Source organism: Dietzia papillomatosis NBRC 105045, assembly GCF_001570845.1.
Classification (GTDB): Bacteria; Actinomycetota; Actinomycetes; order Mycobacteriales; family Mycobacteriaceae; genus Dietzia; species Dietzia cinnamea.
Genome location: NZ_BCSL01000043.1, coordinates 1 through 19,056, shown reverse-complemented (window position 1 = coordinate 19,056; position 19,056 = coordinate 1). Strand labels below are relative to the sequence as shown.

The 19,056-nt window shown below is 73.4% G+C and carries 12 protein-coding genes, 1 tRNA gene and 1 pseudogene; 8 read left to right on the top strand and 6 right to left on the bottom strand.

The features are described 5' to 3' along the window. The first annotated feature begins 78 nt into the window (after positions 1-78). A complete protein-coding gene (locus DPA01S_RS13485; protein WP_061916990.1) occupies positions 79-1,308 on the top strand; it encodes a hypothetical protein in 1,230 nt (409 codons plus the stop codon). Positions 1,309-1,368: 60 nt separating this feature from the next. Here DPA01S_RS13485 and DPA01S_RS13480 read toward each other — a convergent pair whose 3' ends face one another. Genes DPA01S_RS13480 through DPA01S_RS13460 form a run of 5 tightly spaced genes read right to left on the bottom strand, consistent with a single transcriptional unit; the run spans position 1,369 to position 10,088 of the window. Next, entirely contained in the window at positions 1,369-4,791 is a 3,423-nt protein-coding gene (locus DPA01S_RS13480; protein ID WP_061916985.1) for a UvrD-helicase domain-containing protein, read from the bottom strand. Continuing rightward, complete coding sequence (locus DPA01S_RS13475; RefSeq protein WP_061917027.1) at positions 4,788-7,730, bottom strand: PD-(D/E)XK nuclease family protein; 2,943 nt, start codon at positions 7,728-7,730, stop codon at positions 4,788-4,790. The genes DPA01S_RS13480 and DPA01S_RS13475 overlap by 4 nt, the downstream gene beginning before the upstream one ends. 35 nt (positions 7,731-7,765) lie before the next feature. Beyond that, the gene (locus tag DPA01S_RS13470) at positions 7,766-8,359 is read right to left on the bottom strand and encodes a TetR/AcrR family transcriptional regulator (RefSeq protein ID WP_061916981.1); all 594 of its coding nucleotides are present in this window, start codon (positions 8,357-8,359) and stop codon (positions 7,766-7,768) included. After that, positions 8,359-9,189, bottom strand: a complete 831-nt coding sequence (locus DPA01S_RS13465) for a Fic/DOC family protein (protein ID WP_061228598.1) — start codon at positions 9,187-9,189, stop codon at positions 8,359-8,361. The genes DPA01S_RS13470 and DPA01S_RS13465 overlap by 1 nt, the downstream gene beginning before the upstream one ends. Beyond that, positions 9,186-10,088, bottom strand: a complete 903-nt coding sequence (locus DPA01S_RS13460) for a putative nucleotidyltransferase substrate binding domain-containing protein (protein ID WP_084374781.1) — start codon at positions 10,086-10,088, stop codon at positions 9,186-9,188. The genes DPA01S_RS13465 and DPA01S_RS13460 overlap by 4 nt, the downstream gene beginning before the upstream one ends. A gap of 164 nt (positions 10,089-10,252) precedes the next feature. Between DPA01S_RS13460 and DPA01S_RS13455 the strand changes: the two are divergent. The 7 genes and pseudogenes from DPA01S_RS13455 (at position 10,253) to DPA01S_RS13425 (ending at position 18,022) form a co-directional block, all read left to right on the top strand. Continuing rightward, positions 10,253-11,791 (top strand): annotated as a pseudogene (locus DPA01S_RS13455) (amino acid permease). 28 nt (positions 11,792-11,819) lie between these two features. After that, on the top strand, positions 11,820-12,683 hold the full coding sequence (locus DPA01S_RS13450; protein WP_061917022.1) for an urea amidolyase associated protein UAAP1: 864 nt from the start codon (positions 11,820-11,822) through the stop codon (positions 12,681-12,683). Positions 12,684-12,694: 11 nt separating this feature from the next. Continuing rightward, the gene (locus DPA01S_RS13445) at positions 12,695-13,339 is read left to right on the top strand and encodes an urea amidolyase associated protein UAAP2 (protein WP_061916973.1); all 645 of its coding nucleotides are present in this window, start codon (positions 12,695-12,697) and stop codon (positions 13,337-13,339) included. 31 nt (positions 13,340-13,370) lie between these two features. After that, on the top strand, positions 13,371-15,353 hold the full coding sequence (locus DPA01S_RS13440; RefSeq protein WP_061916970.1) for a 5-oxoprolinase/urea amidolyase family protein: 1,983 nt from the start codon (positions 13,371-13,373) through the stop codon (positions 15,351-15,353). Next, positions 15,350-17,107: an allophanate hydrolase gene (atzF, locus tag DPA01S_RS13435; protein ID WP_061916968.1), complete on the top strand. Its 1,758-nt coding sequence runs from the start codon at positions 15,350-15,352 to the stop codon at positions 17,105-17,107. Before DPA01S_RS13440 ends, atzF begins: the two co-directional genes overlap by 4 nt. A gap of 71 nt (positions 17,108-17,178) precedes the next feature. Continuing rightward, positions 17,179-17,853 (top strand): hypothetical protein, encoded by a 675-nt coding sequence (locus tag DPA01S_RS13430; protein ID WP_061916966.1) that lies wholly within the window; start codon positions 17,179-17,181, stop codon positions 17,851-17,853. Between the two features lie 95 nt (positions 17,854-17,948). Continuing rightward, positions 17,949-18,022 (top strand) — tRNA-Asp (locus DPA01S_RS13425). Between the two features lie 84 nt (positions 18,023-18,106). On the opposite strand, the gene DPA01S_RS13420 is transcribed toward DPA01S_RS13425, so the two are convergent. Continuing rightward, entirely contained in the window at positions 18,107-18,988 is an 882-nt protein-coding gene (locus tag DPA01S_RS13420; RefSeq protein WP_061916963.1) for a manganese catalase, read from the bottom strand. Positions 18,989-19,056 lie beyond the last annotated feature (68 nt).

Sequence of the window (19,056 nt, the reverse complement as noted above, 5' to 3'; positions counted from 1 at the left end):
GCCTATGGCTGGGCGTAGGATGCCCGGGGATCCGAGGGGGCTCGGGTCCGGATCGTGTGACTGCCTGGGGGGTTTGACGTGGGCGCTGCCGGTGCCATCGGTGGGTGGTTCGAGCCATCCGACGAGGTCGGACGGGCGTGGGACGAGGCCGAGGCGATCCTCCGCGCCTGCGATGACCTGAACGCGGTGATGGCCGTCATCCACGACGCCGACTCTCCCGTCGAGGCGCGCCGTGCCCTCAAACGCGACTTCGGCTTCACGGGACGCCAGGCCGCGCTCTTGCTCACGTTGCCGGTGATGTCGTTCACCCGCTCGGAACGCGAGCGGCTGGCCGGCGGACGCCGCGCCCGGCTGGAGCTCCTGGCCGACGTCACCGGGGTGCTGCCCGCGGTCCCCGCGGACGGCGGTGTCCAGGAGTCGGCGCCCGGCGACGGGCAATCCGCCGCCTCGGGCCTCGCCTACGCGGAACCCGCCCATGCAGCACCGCCTCCCGCAGATGTTGACTCCGATTCTCCTGCCCCCGCAGGGCCCGATGACGAGTGGAGCGCCGAATTCGACGGCGCACTCGCCCGGATCAGTGGCGCGATGGCCGCGTCGTGGGGCGACGTGGTCTCCGATCCGGCTCCCACAGACGATCTCGCCGCGCCGCGCGATCCGGCGCCCATCGCCGCCGCCCCGGCGGGGCCCTCCCGCCCGGGGCGCCGGTCAGTGGCCGTCGAGCAGGAGGCGTCGGCGGTCTTGGACGAGCAGATCGGCGAGCTGTGTGACGCGCTCGCCGAGCTCCTCCGGGTGCCCGCTCCGGCGCCGGCGGTGGTGGCGGTGGACGATCCGCGCAGCTCGGAAAGCCCGAGCGGGGTTCTGCTGGACGGGTCCGGCGTGGATGACGAGACCGGCATCCGCACCCTGCTGTGGCATCTGCGGCGCACGGGACTGGACTCGGTGGAGGGCCTGTTGCCGTTCGCGGAGCCCCTGACCACTGAGCGCGGCTTTGACGTGCAGGCGGCCCGGTATGAAGACGCGATGGGTGCGGGCGTCCTCGGGTTCGAGCCGGGAGGCGACGCGATCTGGGCTGGTCGGTTGTGGCCGATCGCCGAGCGGAGCGGGTTCGGCTACGCGGTGTCGTACCGGGGCGGCCCCGTCGCCGGCTCGGTGTGGGCGTACGGCGGTGGGCAACCCCTGCACCGGCTGTGGGATTCCGTCGTCGACCTGCTGGTGGAGCTGTACCAGGCGTTCACGGCGGGATTACCGTGTGACTCCGCGCTGGCGGCGGTCGCCGGCGGACGGGTGGTGTGGAGCAACCTCGGCTGAGGCCCTGCCGCACGGCCGCCCCAGGCGAGGCGCCGCACTTCCACCGAGGCCCCGCACGACTCAGCCGAGGTCGCGCGCCACGACCGTCGGCCGGGTTCCTCGGCAGAAGACCAACTCGATCCGCGAGACGGCCCTGCCGGTGGAGCCACCCAGGAGGTCGGCGTACGCGCACAACTGCAGCAGGTACTCGTCGACGGTGCCGGTGGTGACGGCGACGTCGGTCTTGTAGTCGCTGATCGACAGCGATCCGTCGTCCTCCTGCACCACGAGGTCGACGACACCGTCCACCGCTACCCGCGCCCCGTCCGCCGTGGACAGGGCTCCGGCAGCGGGCAACTCGGCCCAGTGCGTCCTGCTCGCCGCTCGCCTGACGGGCTCGGAGGTCAGCGCGGTGCGCGCGACCGAGACCATCTCGGCGACCGCCTCGGGATTGCGGCTGCCCTGCAGGCCACCGCCCAGTCCGAGGGCGACCAGCTGGTCGGCCGCCCACCGATCCCAGTCCGCCATCGCGGAGTCCGGGTCGGCAGCCGGTCCGAGCAGGCGACCGAGATCGGTGTGCTCCGCCAGGTGGTGCACGGCGGTGCCAACGTCGGGCCCGGAGGCGATCGGTGTGGACCTCGGCCTGGGCGGCAGTTCCTCCGGCCGGGCCGGGGCCGGTGCGAACCGCTCCCGCAGCGCGGCGGCCAGCTGCTGGGGGAGGGACGGCTGGCGCTCGACGTCCTCATCTACTGGTGTGGCGTCCACCGCGTCGGGATGCACGATGCGGGTCGCCGACCAGCCCGCACGCTCGGCGGACCGGGCCGCGATCTGGCGGGTGCGCTCGGTCCACCCGGCCTCGTCGGGGACGTCGACCTCCGGCGCGGCCGCCGCCTCGAGCAGGTTCTCGCCGTACTCCACCAGCGCGGGCGCGTCAGGCTCCTCGATGACAGATCCCAGCAGAGAAGCCCATACGTCGCTTCTCGGTTTGCCCTTTTGGGTGGCCGCGTATTGACCGGAGACCGCGAGGCGGCTCTCAGCGCGGGTCGTGGCCACATACAGCAGCCGGATGCGTTCCGCGCGAGCATGCAGCTTTTCCAGACCGGCAGCTGAGTCGAAGGCGGGATCGCGGACGGCGGCGGAGAACGAGACGGCCGGCCGTGGATGATCGTCTTCGGTCCACAGGAGCCGCTCATTACTGTTGGGCCAGCCTCTACTCATCCCGGCCACGATGACCATCGGGTACTCGAGACCCTTGGAGGCGTGAATGGTGGTGATGCGCACCGCGTCGACGCCGATCTCGGGGATCGCGGCCTCGGGCACGCGGGCGTCCTCGGCGGTCAGGGCCATCGCCCAGTCGGCGTACTCCCGCAGGTCGGCGCGGGCCGGATCGGAGGCGGACTCCTCCCACTGCCACGCGTGCTCGATCACGAACCGGATCCGCCGCCACAGGTCGCGCCGCCTGGGGGACTCGGCGACGGACTCGAAGACCATCCGGTCGTGGACGAGCCTCTCGAGGAGTTCGCCCGGCCGCCTGGTGGACCGGCCGAGGGCCGAGAGGTACCGCATGCCCTCGGCGACCGGCGAGGACGCGAGGTCGTCAGGGGCGGGCGCGGTGAGTACCCAGCCGCCGCCACCGGCACGCCAGCGCAACAGGTCGTCGTCCCCGCAACCGAACAGGGGTGAGCGCAGCGCGCCCACGAGTGACGCCTCGTCGGCGGAGTTTGCCACGGCGCGGACGGCCAACAGGAGATCTCGGATCTCCGGCGTCCCGTAGACGATCGAGGACGCCTCGGTCCGGAAGTCGATCCCGGCGTGATCGAGGCACGTCTCGAGCATGGGCAGCGCTCCGCGAGACGGCAGGAGGATCGCGATGTCACCGAGGCGAAGGGGCGTGTGCTCACCGTTCTTCGACTCGTGAGTCCATCCTTCCCGGATGGCGGTGGCGATCACCCGCGCCACATCTGAAGCCTCGGCCCAGTGACGACGAGTGGTCTCGTTCGCCTCGGGAGGGCAGTGCTCGGGAACCTCCTCTGAGCGGAAGACGAACGGACGGGGTCCGTGCGACGGATCGTGGGGTGGGCGACCGGGCGCCGGTTCGAGAGCGCGGTACTCGGGTTGGATCCCGTCGGCCGCCGTGAGGACTTCGGAGAATACGTCGTTGACCCACTCGAGTACCGGGCGCGAACACCGGAAGTTGGTACTAAGGCGTTCGACATCAGGACCCTGGGTTCCCGTGGCCGATCCGCCCCGGGCGCGTAGATATGTGGTGATGTCGGCGCGACGGAAGCGGTAGATGGACTGCTTGGGATCGCCGACGGTGAACAGGCGCCCGGGCTCCGTCCCCGATCCTCCCGGCCCGGAGGTGAGCAGTTCTGCCAGGTCCAGCTGGATGGGGTCGGTGTCCTGGAACTCGTCGATGAGAATCCGCAGGTAACGTGCCCGAACGCGTGCACGGACTTCGGAATCGCGCAGTAGCTCACGCGCCAGGACCAGCTGGTCGTGGAACTGGAGCGTGCCGTGCCGTCGCCGCTCGTCGGCATGCCTGCGGACGACGGGGATCAACGCGTCGAGGACGAGGGTGATCCGCGGGAGCCAGTGGTCGACGAGGATCTTCTCGCATACTGACGAGAGGTCTCTGATCTCCGCCCTGATGTCCTTGACGACCTCGGCCCCACCCCAGTTCGTGCTTTTGCCGATGTTGCCGGCCTTGAGCGGGCTTCCCAGTAGATCCGTCCAAGACGGCGTCACGGTCGGATCGTCTACAGCATGCTGAAGGTCTGCCAGCCAGCCTTCGTAGGCATCGAGGACCGCGTAGAGCTTGTCCGTCTCGTCCTGACAGGAATCCCTCCAGCCGACGATCGATCCGACTCCGGCAATGACCTCGGCCAGGTCCGGTGACGCGGACAGCTCGGAGGGGCCCGCATAGAGCGGTTCTGTGGGCAGGCGGTCCCAGTCGCGGTGCAGCGCCTCGACCACCCCACGAAATGCCCGCGCACCGACGCCGGCGTCGAGCATGTCGTCGACGGCCCGTGCCAGGTTGCCGGACCGCTCCGCCGTCGGGCCGCTGCCGAACAGGACGGTGGCGCACTCCTGCCACAGCGCCTCGACGGCCGCGGCCTCAGCGGTGTCCTGCTGGGCGGTCACCTTGGGCGGGATCCCGGCCTCGAGCGGGTTCTCGGAGAGCAGGCGCAGCGCGAAGGAGTGCAGGGTCCCGATCGCGGCCGTGTCGAGCCCGGCCAGGGCCTTGTCCGCGCGGGTATCACCCTCCGCGCGCCGCTCCACCAGGTGGACGCGCAGCCGGTCGCGCAGCTCGGCGGCGGCCTTCTCGGTGAACGTGATGGCGGCGATCCGGTCGATCGGCACCGCGTCGTCCAGCAGGAGGGTGCTGAGACGGCGGACGAGGGCGTACGTCTTGCCGGTCCCGGCCCCCGCCTCGACGAACAGGGTGGCGGCGGTGTCCGTTTCGACGCGGTCGCGGGCGGCCTGGTCGGGGAGCTGGCTCATGAGGTCGTCTCCGATTCGGATTCGGTGGTCACCGCGGCGACCAGGCCCGCGAACGCGGGGTGGGACGAGATCGGCTCCTGGCCCGACAGCTTCTCCCATGCGCGGTCCAGCTCGTCGCCGCCGAGCAGGTTCGCCAGATCGCGCGAGGAGCCCCGGCCACCCTTGAGCGGGAACCACCCGCGCTGGAGGGCGTCGATCAGGTGGCCGACGTCCTCGCGGACGCGGTCCATGACGTCCTCGGTGATGTCGAGCGAGATCTGCTCGAACTCCCCGCGCTCGGTGCAGTACCAGTACCGGGCCCCGCTCACCGGTGCCCGCCCGGCGGACTGGGCGGCCGCGGCGTAGAGGGGCAGCTGGAAGCGGGTGCCGCGGAGGGTGGGATCGTCCGCGGTCGGGCGGGCCTCCGCCTCGGGAGGTTTGCCGGTCTTGTAGTCGGTGACGCGCTGCGTGCCCGCGCGCACGTCGAGTCGGTCGATCGACCCGGCCAGGAGCACCGTCGCCGCGCCCGTGGACGTGGACACCTCGAACGGGATCTCGACAACCGAGCCGTCGCCGTCCGACCGCCCGAACCCCAGTTCCGTCGCGGCCGGCCGCCAGCCGGCGTCGAAGTCGGCGCTGTCCTCGGCGAACCACCGGTCGAGCTCGGCGGCGAGCATCATCTCGCGTCGACGCCACAGGGAGGCGACCAGGCCGGGAGAGGCGGCGATCGCGGCCTCGCACTCGTGCCGGAGCGCCGCCATGAGCAGATCCCGGTCCGGCCCGGAGCCGCTCTCGATCCGGGCGGAGACGTACCGCTGGAGGATCGCGTGGACCAGGTCACCGTAGTCGCGCAGGTCCATCTCGATGTCCGCCGCCGGATCGTCGAGCGTGCGGACCCGCAGGACGGTGGAGAGGAAGAACAGGTAGGGGCTCTGGGCCCAGTCCTCGAGCCGGGTCGGGGAGAGGGGCTGCTCGAGGACGGTGAGCAGGTCGGCGGCCGACGACACGTCGCCCGTGAACCGGGTGAACCGGCCCTGTCGGCGGTCGCGGCGCATCTCGTGGGCGGCCGCGAGCAGCGCGGGGGCGTCGGGACGCGTGCGCCACCCGCCGGCGGCGAGGTCACGGAGCCGCAGTTCCGTCCGGGTGGCCGGATCGGTCCCCAGGGCCGCGGGCGGGGCCAGGACCCCGTCGACGAACGAGGACACGCCGATCACCGCAGCGCATCCGGCCACGTCCTCCTGCCAGCGAGTGGCGTGGACGGGTGAGCCGACGAGCCGGGAGAGCGTGGGGAGCAGCCAGCGGGACGGGATCCGGTCACCACCGCCACGCATCGAACCGCGGGGGAACGAGCACAGCCGGCGCTCGGAGCCGGCGGCCAGCGCGAGCTGGAGGACGCGGTAACGCTCGTCGAGCACCTCGGCCGACGGGGGCTCGACGGACCCCTCGGGCAGCAGCGGGTCGGGCGCGTGGAGGACGGGCAGCAGACCCTCTGCCATCCCCACCACGCAGACCGTGTCGAGGTCGCGGCCCACGGCGTCGTCGATCGGCCCGAGGGCCACGCCCGCGCCCTCCTCGCCGACCCGGTCGCCCACCGGATCGAGACGGGCGGTGACGGCGCCCGCCACGCGGTCCCGGGTGATGGCGGGTGCGATGGCGTCGAGGTCGGCCAGGGCGCCGACCACCGCGAGGACCGCCGCGCGGTCCGGACCCTGCCGGAAGGCCGCCGTGACCAGGCCGCGCACCGCGTCGGCGGCCTCCGTCCAGGTGCGGGCGGCGTCGACCGCGGCCAAACCGGACCGGATGAGGCGGATCAACCGCAGCAGGGCGGACGCGGCCGCGCGGTCCGACTCACCCAGCACCTCCGACTCGCCCGATGCCTCCGGCTCGGTGCGCAGGTGCTCGTCCAACCGGTCCCAGTCGCCGCCGCCGATCACCGGGAACCGGGTGCGGGTGAGGGTCTCGACGCGCCGGGACGACACGGCGACCCCCGAGTCGTCGAGGGGGGTGACCGAGCCCTCGGCGATGATCGACAGCAACTCCGCCCGCGGCATCACCGACGTGTCCAGGCGCAGCAGGCGCACCAGTGACCGGCCGGCGGGGGAGCGACCCAACGTCGAGTCGGAGGGCCCGTACACGGCGATCCCCGCCTCGGCGAACGCCCGGTGGAGCAGACGCAGGTAGGGGTCCGGGGACGGGTAGTAGACCCCGATCCGGTGGCCGGGGACCCCCTCGGCCAGGCGGGAGCGGACGAAGCGGACCACCGCCCGCACCTCGTCGTCCGAGTCCGACGCGTGCAGGACGTGGGTCCCGGTGACCGCGTCCGCGGACGCGGGCTCCGCCGCGGAGGCGAGATGGTCCGAGCCGGTGCCGGCGACGGGCGTCACGCCGCGTTCGGAGAGCGCGACCCGCAACCTCCGCTCGGCGTGCGTGCCCCGCAGCGGCGCGGCGAGCACGACCCGGCCCAGGTCGTCCAGCCGCTCCAGCGCGGTGGTGACCGCCTCGTGCTGCGTGTAGTAGGCGCCGCCCGTCATCTCGTGCGCCTCGCCGGCGAGGCGGAGCACCTCGGAGTGCAGCGGCGTCTCGGCGGCGACCGACCCGGGCTCGACGGTCCCCAGGCGCAGGCACGCACGGGCCACCGCCTGACCGGTGACGGGCTCGGCGGCCACGGCGGCCAGGCGGCCCGGATCCGCGTCGAGCGCCTTGTCCACGGCGGCGGCCAGGAGCGGGAACGGCACCGCGGCCCGCGGGGCGAGCACCGGTGCGGACAGCTCGTCGACGATCTGGGCGGCGGTCCGGACCGCCACGTTGACGGCGCCGCCGGACAGGGCCAGCGCGCGGACCAGGTCCCGGGCGGCCCCGAACGACGGCACGATCACGGTGATCCGGCCGAGCGGATCGGCCGCCCGGAGGCGGCGGACCTCGGCGACGAGGGCGGGGGGATGAGCCTGGGATCCGGTCACACCGCCATGGTGCACCACGGGTCCGACACGGCCGATCACCCGAGTCCGACCGCCCGGGCCGCGGCCCGGCCCCACCGCGCTGCGTCGACGGGGGCCGACGGGTGGTCCTGGCGGTGCGCGATCACCGCCTCGACCACGCGGAACGGCAGGTCGAGCGCCGGATCGTCGGCGTCGAGGTCGGGGCGGCACAGGGCGACGAGCTCGCGGTAGATCTCCCGGAGCTCCGAGCGCGCGTCCCGGAACTCCGCGAACTCGTCCCCTGCGACCTCGGGCAGCACGTAGAGCATCCCGACGTTCCACCGCGAGGCGAGGAGGCCCTCGACGTCGAGCGTCGCCAGCGTCAGCAGGGTCTCGCGCGGGTCCCCGCCCCCGGCGCGGAGCCGGCGGGCGTGCTCGAGCGCCGGGGCCACCGTCGCGTCGAGCAGCGCGCGGAGGATCGCGGCCTTGGTGGGGAAGTGCGTGTAGAGGGACGCCTGACGGAGTCCGACGGCGTCCGCGATGGCCCGGGTGGAGGTGGCCGTGTACCCGCGGGTGGTGAACAGCTCCGCCGCGGCGTCGAGGATCTCGTCGGCCGGCGTGGCCCCGGGGCGCCGCCGGTCCACGAGGCGGGGTCGGCCGGGCGAGTACATCAGGGCGTCCTCCGGGTCGGGGTCCGGTCCATAGTGACACTGCCGTCGATCGTCACACGGAGGAACTCGAACCGGTGCGCCGTGGGATCGACCGAGCGGCGGGGTGGGGTGGGCATGGAGGACACGGCGGCCTGCACCCACATCTCGCGCGAGGTCCGGCCGAAGTCCAGGTCGAGGCCGTGGCAGCGCGCGGCGAGCGTCGCGGCCACGGCGGCCGCGCGGCCGTTGCCCTCGCGGAACGGGTGCACGTGGTTGAACCGCGCGTACCAGTCCGCCAGCGCCAGGGCGGCGACCGTCCGGCGGGACGCGGCCGCCGGCGCGGAGGCCAGCGCGTCGGCGACGATCCGCGCGGGCCGCTCCAGGGGCGCGACGAGGTCCGGGACGCGGGACGCGGGCGCGAACACCGATCCCTGCCTGCCGAGGTCGACGATGCGCGGCCGCCCGGCCCAGGCGTACACGTCCCCGAACAGCGCGGCGTGGACGTCGGACACCGTCCCCGGCGCGGGCCCCGGGGCGCGGAGGAGGCGGGCCCCGGCGGCGACGACGAGCAGGGCCTCCGCCCGCGCGAGAGCCCCGGCCGAGGTGATCCCGAGGGAGTTCTGCAGCACCCGCGTCCCCCGGTAGAGGTACGGGGCGCGACGGGCCAGGACCCGCGGCCCGGGTCGCCGGCGGGCCTCCGCGGGTATCGCCTCCAGGACGCGGAGGCGGATCAGCCGACCGGAGACGCCCCGGTCGACGAGTCCGAGCACCTCGTCGTCGTCGTCATCCGGGCGCCATCCCTCGAGCGCGGATACCGCGAGCATCGCGGCGGTGGCCGGGTGGCGCGTCATCCGGGCTGCCGGAACTGGCCGGTCGACCGCAGGTAGTCGAGGGTGCGCTGCGCGCCGGCGATCTCGCGCGCGGCGGCCCGGAGCCCGGCGCGCTCGGCGGCGGTGAGGCGGGACAGCGGCACCCGGTCGGTCCCGGGGCCGTCGGCGTCGGCGCGGAGCCGGACCTCCCACCGGAGCCCGGCGGCGACGCGGGCGGCCTCGCGCAGGGACTCCCACCGGTCGGCGGGGAGGACGTCGGGATCGGCGGCGAGGTCGAGACGCGCGTCGGTGGCGGTGGCGGTGACCCCCGCACGCAGGGCGGCCCACCGCGCGAGCTTGACGACCGGGGTGAGGACGGTCGCCTTGAGGTCCACCACGGGATCGGCGCGGGTCGGCACCCGGAGCCGGGACGGTACCGACGCCCGGGTCGCCAGGGCGTCCGCGAGGACGTCGGCGAGCACCGTGGGGTGCGCGCGCACGGCCCGCACGGCCAGCCGGGGGAGGAACTCCGGGTCGTCGTGGCCGTCGGTCAGGGGGCGGGCGTCGGCGAGCAGGCCCAGGTGGACCACCCCCAGGTCGCGGGCGGGGTCGGCGGCCCAGCCGTCGGCGGCGGCGGACCACCCGGCGGCCGTGCGGACCAGGCGGGGGTCGGCGGCCGACGCCGCGGAGGTCTCGGCGAACCACGGCGCGCCCGACAGGTCTGTGGCGGCCACGGCGCGGCGTACCGCGCGGGTGTCGGGGTCGACGACGACGGCGAGGGATTCCAGATCGCTCCCGGGGACGGCCTCTGAGCGACCCACCGATCCGGTCACCCACACCGCGGTCGCCACGGCCGGATCGAGCCGGGCGGCCAGCTCGCGCCGCAACCCGTCGGACCACGCGCGTGGGCGGTCGACCTTTGGTGGGCGGGCGGCTGTCATGAGCACATTCGACCACGTCAGCGCCCCTGCGGGCGGGGTCGGGGGCGGCGTGAGGGCCTGTTAATGGGAACGAAACATCGCGCAACCCGGGTGTCATGCGCGCCGAGAAAACTATCGCCTGACAGGAATCAGCGCCGCCCCCGCCCCGAGAGGAGATCCGCCACATGAGCGATCCGACCGGACTCACCGCCCCGGCTCCGCAGCGCCGGGGTGACCACGACGACCTCGCGGACTTCGGCTACGAACAGCAGCTCCACCGCAGTCTCGGGACGTTCGCCTCGTTCGCGGCCGGGTTCTCGTTCGTCTCCATCCTCACCACCATCTTCCAGCTGTTCGGCCTGGGGTTCGGCTTCGGCGGCCCGGCGTTCTTCTGGACGTGGCCGATCGTGTTCGCCGGCCAGTTCCTGGTGGCCCTGTGCTTTGCCGAACTGGCCGCGCGGTACCCGCTCTCGGGCGCGATCTACCAGTGGTCGCGCCGGATGGGCGGCGAGATCGTGGGCTGGTTCGGCGGCTGGTTCATGATCCTCGCCCAGATCGTCACCGCCTCGGCCGCGGCCATCGCCCTGCAGGTGGTGCTGCCCAGCATCTGGTCAGGCTTCCAGTTCATCGGCGACGACCCAGCGCTCACCTCGCCCTCCGGCGCGGCCAACGCCGTGCTCCTGGGTTCGGTGCTGCTGGTGATCACCACGGTGATCAACCTCGTGGGCGTCAGGTAGATGTCCTACGTCAACAACATCGGCGTGACGTGCGAGATCGTCGGCGTCGCCGCCGTCGTCCTGGCCCTGTTCACCCATGCCGTCCGCGGGCCGCAGGTCGTCTTCGACACCGCGGGCCTGGCGGAGCAGCCCGGGTACATCTGGTCGTGGGTCATCTCCGGGCTCATGGCGGCCTACGTCATGGTGGGCTTCGGCTCGGCCGGCGAACTCGCGGAGGAGACCGTCAACCCGCGCCGCATCGCGCCCCGGACCATCCGGATGGCGCTCACCGCGTCGGCGATCGGCGGCGGGCTCATGATCCTCGGCGCTCTGATGGCCGCGCCCAGTCTGACCGACGGGCGCCTGGCCACCGAGGGGTTGCCGTACGTGCTCAACTCGGTGCTCGGCAACTTCTGGGGCAAGGTCCTGCTGGCCGACGTCGTGGTGGCGATCCTCATCTGCACGCTCGCCATCCAGACCGCGTCGTCCCGGCTCATGTTCTCCATGGCCCGCGACGGCAGGCTGCCGTTCTCTCCGGCCCTCTCGCGTGTCCATCCGCGCACCGGGGCCCCGGTCGTGCCGTCGGTGCTGATCGGCCTGGCCTGCATGGCCATCCTGCTGGTCAACGTGGGCAACTCCGCGATCTTCGCCACCCTGTCCTCGGTCTGCATCATCCTCATCTACCTCGCCTACCTCTGCGTGACGGCGCCGCTGCTGCTGCGCCGCCTGCAGGGCTGGCCCGCGGGGCCGCAGCCCACCGACGCCGAGGGCCGGCCCGTGTTCTCGCTCGGCCGCTGGGGGATCCCCGTGAACGTGCTGGCCGTGGCCTACGGGCTGCTCATGACCGTCAACCTCGCCTGGCCGCGCGCCGAGATCTTCGACCCCTCCGGCGAGACGCCCTGGCTGCGCTGGGCCGGAGTGGGGACCGTCGTGGCCGTCGTGGCCGTCGGCGTCCTGTGCTTCCCCCGCGGCAAGACCCACCCCAACCCCGTCCGGATCGGAGAGTGACCTTTTCATGACCAGCACTGACATCCTCATGACCACCACCGCCACCGCCACCACCGCCGCCGCCCGCGAGCACGCCCGCTCCCAGGCCGGCGAGATCACCGACTCGATGCCCGTCGTCCCCGCGACCGACTGGCCGCACCCCCCGGCGGATGTGCCGGCGGACCGCCTCACCTGGGCGGAGTCGATCCCGGGAGGCCGCTACACCGCGGTCGTCCTCGCGCGCGGGACCCGGATCCGCCTCACCGACAGGGACGGTACGGCGTGCGCCGCGCTCATGATGTGGCGGGCGGACGCGCCCTGGGAGCGGCTCAACACCGCCGACACCGTCAAGGTGCCTTGTCAGGCCTACCTCGGGACCGGCCACCCTCTCCTGTCGGACCAGGGCCGGGTGCTCGCGACGATCGTCGCGGACGGCTCCGGCCACCACGACGCGCTGTGCGGGGCCTCGACCCTCGCCGGGAACGCCGCCCGCTACGGGGCCGGCTCACCGGAGTCCGACTCGCCGGCCGGGCGCGAACTCCTGCTGCTGGCCGGGCTCAAGCACGGTCTCGCCGAGCGCGACCTGCCCCATCCGGTGTCGTTCTTCCACGGCGTCCGGGTCGACGGCGACGGCACGCTCGTCTCCACCGGGAACGCCGGCCCGGGCGCGGCGGTCGACCTCGTCGTCCACCTGCCGGTCGTGGTGGCCGTCGCGGTGGCCGACCACCCGCTCGACCCGTCACCGGACTACCACGCCGGGACGCTGGAACTCCTGGCCTGGAGCGCCCCGGAGGACCTCGACGCCCTCGTCGCCGACACCTTCCCCGGCGTCGACCAGGACCAGGAGTACCGGCGCGCCCTGGCCAACTCCGAGGCCGCCCACCGCGCCGCCGCTCTCGCCCCGACCTCCTGAGGAGAACCGCCATGACACAGACAGTGACCGCCGATCGGATCGTGCCCGCCGACACGACCGTGATCGCGGACGAGACCGTGCCCGCCCGGGCGGCCTGGTCCCGCGTCCTGCGCGCGGGCCAGTCACTGACCATCGTCGACCTCGAGGGAAACCAGGCCGTCGACACCCTCTTCTACGACGCGCACGACACCACCCGCCGCTACAGCGCCCCGGCGACCGTCGCGGCCCAGGGCTCGATCTTCCTCACCACCGGCAGCGTCCTGCGCGACGACGCCGGCGAGCCGCTGGTGACGATCACGGCCGACGAGGTGGGCAACCACGACACCCTCGGCGGCGCCTGCTCGCAGGAGTCCAACACCCTGCGCTACGGCCACCACACCCGCCACCAGCACGCCTGCGTGGAGAACTTCCTGCGCGAGGGCGCCCGGCACGGTCTCGGCAAACGGGACCTGGTCCCCAACGTCAACTTCTTCATGAACGTGCCCGTCGACGCCGACGGGACGCTCGGGATCGTGGACGGCCGGTCCGCGCCCGGCAAGAGCCTGGCGCTGCGCGCCGACCGCGACGTGATCGTGCTGGTCTCCAACTGCCCGCAGATCAACAACCCGTGCAACGGCTTCGACCCGACGCCCGTCCGGATGATCGTCACCGCCTGATCCGCCACCCGTCACCACAGGAGCACCCGCCATGACCAGCCTCGAGATCCTCGCCCCCGGCCTCATCACCACCGTCCAGGACTGGCCCGGCCGCGTCGGGTACTGGGGGGTGGGCGTCCCTCCCTCCGGAGCGATGGACGACCAGTCGCTGCGGCTGGCGAACATCGCCGTGGGCAATCCCGAGGGCACCGCCGGCCTGGAGTGCACGCGCGGCGGCCTCCGGCTCCGGGCGGACGCCCCGGTCACCGTGTGCGTGGGCGGCGCGCACGTGCGGCCCACCGTGGCCGGGCGGCCGGTGGCCCAGTGGAAGCCGGTCGCCCTGGAGGCCGGGTCGGTGCTGGACATCCCGGTGATCAGCGGACCGGGGATGCGCGTCTACGTGGCCGTGCGCGGCGGGATCGACGTCGAGCAGTACCTCGGGTCGTCGTCGACCTTCACCCTCGGGCGGTTCGGCGGGCACGAGGGCCGCGCCCTCGCCGCGGGGGACACGCTCGCCGTCGGTGAGCCCGGGCCCGCGACACCCCGCCGGATCTGCGCCGAGGAGATCCCCGCCATCGGCCACCACTGGCACGTCGCGGTCGCCGAGGGGCCCCACGGCGCGCCCGAGTTCCTCACCCGGGCCGGGATGGACGAGCTGTACGCGGCCACCTACACCGTGCACTTCAACTCCGACCGCACCGGCGTGAGGCTCGAGGGCCCGCGCCCGAAGTGGGCCCGGCCCGACGGCGGCGAGGCCGGGCTGCACCCGTCGAACCTCCACGACAACGCCTACTCGGTGGGCGCGCTGGACTTCACCGGCGACACCCCGATCCTGCTCGGCCCGGACGGCCCGAGCCTGGGCGGCTTCGTCTGCCCGGTCACGGTGGTGAGCAGCGACCGGTGGAAGCTCGGGCAACTGGCGCCGGGCGACACCGTGCGGTTCGTGCGGGTCCGCGTGGACGCCGTGCCCGACCGGGTCGGCGCCGGGGGCTCGCGGGGCGCGGGCCGTCCGTACGTCCTCGGCGACGGCGGGGACCGCGACGACGGCGTGCTGGGCCGCGGGCACACCGCGGACGGGCTCACCGAGATCACCTACCGCCGAGGCGGGGACGACAACGTCCTGGTCGAATACGGGCGGATGGAGCTCGACCTGGAGCTCCGCGCCCGCGCGCACGCCCTCTACCTGCACCTGCTGTCCAACCCCGTGCCCGGACAGCAGGACCTCACCCCGGGCATCCGGTCGCTGCAGGTCAAGATCACCCCCGGGCGCAGCACCGTGTCGTCGACCCTGGACGCCCTCCGCGAGGCCGAGGCCGCCCTGCCCGCCGCCGAGTCGCTGGTCGTGCCGAGCCGTCACGTCCGACTCCCCCTGAGCTGGGACGACCCCGCCACCCGGGAGGCGATCGAGCGCTACATGTACGGCGTGCGCGACGACGCCCCGTGGTGCCCGTGGAACATCGAGTTCATCCGCCGGATGAACGGGCTGGAGACCGCCGACGACGTCTACCGCACAGTCTTCGACGCCGAGTACATGGTCCTGGGCCTGGGGGACGTCTACCTGGGTGCGCCCGTCGCCACGCCGCTGGACCCGCGTCACCGCCTGGTGACGACCAAGTACAACCCCGCCCGGACGTGGACCGCCGAGAACTCCGTGGGCATCGGCGGCGCGTACCTGTGCATCTACGGCATGGAGGGACCAGGCGGCTACCAGTTCGTGGGCCGCACCACCCAGGTGTGGAACCACCGGCACCCGGAGCCGGCACCGGGCTTCGACGCCGAGCACCCGTGGCTGCTGCGACACTTCGACCGCATCTCCTGGTACCCCGTGACCTCCGAGGAGCTGGCCGACCTGCGGGCCGACACCGCCGCCGGGCGCGGGCGCGTCGACATCACCGACGGCACGTTCTCCCTGGCCGAGCACAACGCCTTCTGCGAGCGCGAGGCCGACTCCATCGCCTCCGCCCGGCGCCGTATGGAGCACGCCCGCGCCGAGGAGTTCGCGCGCTGGGCCGCCAGCGGGGAGCTGAGCGCATGAGCGCCGCGACGGGAGCCGGACTCCGTGAGACGGCCGCGGAGCGGGTCGACGCCGTGCTGACCCGACTCGCGGAGGCCGACCGGCCGGAGGTGTTCCTGCAGGTGCGCGACCGGGAGGCGATGGTCGCCGACATGGTGGCCTCCCTCGCCGCCGGCGGGCCGCTCGCCGGGATGACGCTGGCGGTCAAGAACAACGTCGACGTCGCCGGGATCCCCACGACCGCCGCCTGCCCGGGGTTCGCCTACGTCCCCGAGCAGGACGCGGTGGCCGTCGCCCGCCTGCGCGCGGCCGGTGCTGTGGTGGTGGGGGTGACCAACCTCGACCAGTTCGCGACCGGACTGGTCGGCACCCGCAGCCCCTACGGCGCCGTGCGGGCCGCGCACCGGCCGGACCACGTCTCGGGCGGGTCGAGCTCGGGATCCGCGGTGGCGGTCGCATTGGGCATCTGCGATCTGGCGATCGGCACCGACACCGCCGGGTCGGGACGGATCCCCGCCGCGCTCAACGGCATCGTCGGGATCAAACCCAGCCTCGGCGTGGTCTCCACCGACGGGATCGTCCCGGCCTGCGCGAGCTACGACTGCGTGACGATCTTCGCCCGCGACGTGCGCACGGCCTCCCGTGCGACCGGCGTGATGGCGGGCGGCGACGGCACGCGGAGCTGGCCCGCGGACGCCCAACTCGCCGCGGCGCCGGGGGCGACGATCGCGGTCCCGCGCGAGCTGACCGCCATGGCGCCCGGCTGGGCCGAGGCGTTCGCCGCGGCCGTCGACGCGGCCCACGACCGCGGGTTCCGCGTGGTGGAGATCGATCTCGCGCCGTTCCTCGCCGCCGCCCGGCTCCTCTACGACGGCGCGCTCGTCGCCGAGCGGTACGAGGCGGTCGGCGACTTCCTCGACGGGGCCGACGATGGGGCCGACGGGGCCGCCGATGCCGGCATCGATCCGACCGTCCGCGGCATCATCGCGCCCGCCCGCGACGTGCGGGCGGTGGACCTGCTGCGGGACCGCCGGACCGTCGAGGCGCTGCGCCACGAGGCCCTGGCCGAGCTCGACCGCCTGGGCGCGTCGGCGCTGCTGGTGCCGACGGCGCCGTTCCATCCGACGCTCGCGGAGGTGCAGGCGGACCCGGTCGCCCTCAACAGCCGGGTGGGGACCTACACGAACTTCTGCAACCTCTTCGACCTCTGCGCGGTGGCCGTCCCGGCGGGAGAGGTGGACGAGGCGGACCGCGGCACGGCGACGTTCGGCATCACGGTGGTCGGCAGGCCGTTCCACGACGGTGTGGTGGCCGACATCGCGGCGGCGCTCGCGGCAGAGTTCGCCGGGGAGCGCGAGGCCGCCACCGAGCCGCTCGAGCCGTGGCCGCTGCGCGCGGGCGCGGCGACCGTGGACCTGGTGGTGTTCGGCGCCCACCGCCGGGGCGGCCCACTCGACCACCAGCTCACCGGACGCGGCGCGGTCTGGCGTGGCGTCGTGCGGTCCAGCGCCGACTACCGGATGTACCGGCTCGACACGGACCCGCCCAAGCCCGGCGTCCTGCGGCACGCCGAGGGCGCGGAACTGCTCGGCGAGAGGTGGACGATGTCCCCGGCGGCGCTCGGCGCGTTCCTCGACGAGCTGCCCAGACCCATGCAGCTCGGCCGGGTGACCCTCGCTGACGGATCGGAGGCCGTCGGCTTCGCCTGCGAGCCCACCGCGGTGACCGCGGCCGCGGAGGACCTCACCGCGATCGGGGAGTGGCCGATCGGGTGACCGCGGGTGACGCGGAGATCGTCCGACAACCGGCGCGCACCGCTACGGTCTGCCTATGAGGGGAGTCGGTGATGACGTACAACTCCGGTGACGGACGGTGGGGGCCCGACGGGCAGTGGCACACCTCCGGCTACGAGCCCACGCCGCGGCGGGGGACCCCCGGCGCGGTGATCGCCCTCGTCGCCGTACTGACGGTCCTCGCGGTCGGCCTCCTCGGAGCGATCGCCTACCTCGCCCTCCGCCCGGGCGGGATCCCCGGTGACGGGCCGGGCGTCGCGGCAGCGCAGTCCTCGTCGTCGTCGTCCTCGCCGTCGACCTCGGCGCCACCGCCTCCGGTGACCGAGACCGCCTACACCACCCCGCCGCCACGCGAGACCGTCACCGTCACCCGCGAGGCGCCGGCGCCCCGGCTCCCACGCGGCGGTGGCCAGCCCGTCGGGGCGGACTCGTCCGGATGGCTCTCCGACAGCCAGGCCCGCTGCAACGCCGGCGACCCGGCCGCCATGATCGGACGCACGACGCAGGCGTCGTTCTCCATCTGCGTCAACCCCGACAACGGCCGGTACTACTACCGCGGCTCGTCGGGCGGAGCGGGTGTGGAGATCGACGACCCCACCGTCACCAGGAGCGGGGCGGTGGTGACGAACAACGACGTCCTCTACTCGATCGACGCGTCCGGAATGAGCATCTACCAGGGCGGAGAGCTCATCTCGAGCCAACCGATGCTCGTCCTCTGGACCGGGTGAGGCGCCCGGATCGCGAGCGCCGCGCCACCTCCGCGGGGCCCGTTTTCCCCTCGGGCCGCTCTTTCCGCTAATGTTCCCTCTCGTGCGAAAAGCACGGCCCTGTGGCGCAGTTGGTTAGCGCGCCGCCCTGTCACGGCGGAGGTCGCGGGTTCGAGTCCCGTCAGGGTCGCAGGAGAAAGCGGGCGCATCCGGTACACACCGGATGCGCCCGCTCTCATCTGGCCGGGCCGCCGCGCGGGCGCTCCCGCGGCGACTACTCCTTGTTCAGCTTGTCCTGAACGGTGCCGGCGGCCTTCTCGACCGTGTTCGGCAGCTCGGTGGTGCCGTAGAACCGGGCGTCCGGGTGGGTCGGCGGCGGCATCGGCGGGCCCTCGAGCGGCTCGGGCGAGTACGAGAACTCGCCATGACCGTCCGGCGTCGGGCCCGAGGCCCACGAGCCCTCGGCCGCGGCGGCGCCGTCGGAGAAGTTGTACATCGTGTACGCGTGCTCCGCGGCCTCCTTCGACTTGGGGAAGTTCGAGGGCACGGGCAGTTCCTCCAGGCCCTCGGCCTGGAGTTCGTTGACCGCGGCGAGCCACTGGTTCTGGTGCATGGTGTCGCGGGCCAGCAGGAACGACAGCAGCTCACGGATGCCCGGATCGTCGGTCATGTGGTACAGCCGCGCGACCTGGACGCGGCCCTGCGACTCGGCGTTGACGTTGGACCACATGTCGGCGAGCAGGTTGCCGCTGGCGGTCACATACGAGCCGGACCACGGGTTACCCATGGAGTCGACGGGACGGGCACCGGCGCCGGCGACGATGCCGTGCTGGACGTCGGTGCCGCCGATGACCGCGGCGACGGCCGGGTCGTTCTGGACGGCGGCCTCAGTGATGCCGAGCGGGGCGTCCTCGAGCAGCTGGGCGACCATCGTCGCGAGCATCTCGACGTGGCCGAACTCCTCGGCCGCGGTGCTGAACAGCAGATCACGGTACTTGCCGGGGATGTGGGCGTTCCACGCCTGGAAGCTGTACTGCATGGCGACGGTGATCTCGCCGTACTGGCCGCCGATCACCTCCTGCAGTTTGCGGGCGTACACGGCGTCGGGCTTCTCGGGCTTCGACTGGAACTGGAGCTTCTGCTTGTGGATGAACATGCGTCTCCTTCGGTCGTGCGCGGTGTCCGGGCGGCCTCGGCGGATTGCCACTCGGGCGTATGCCGAGG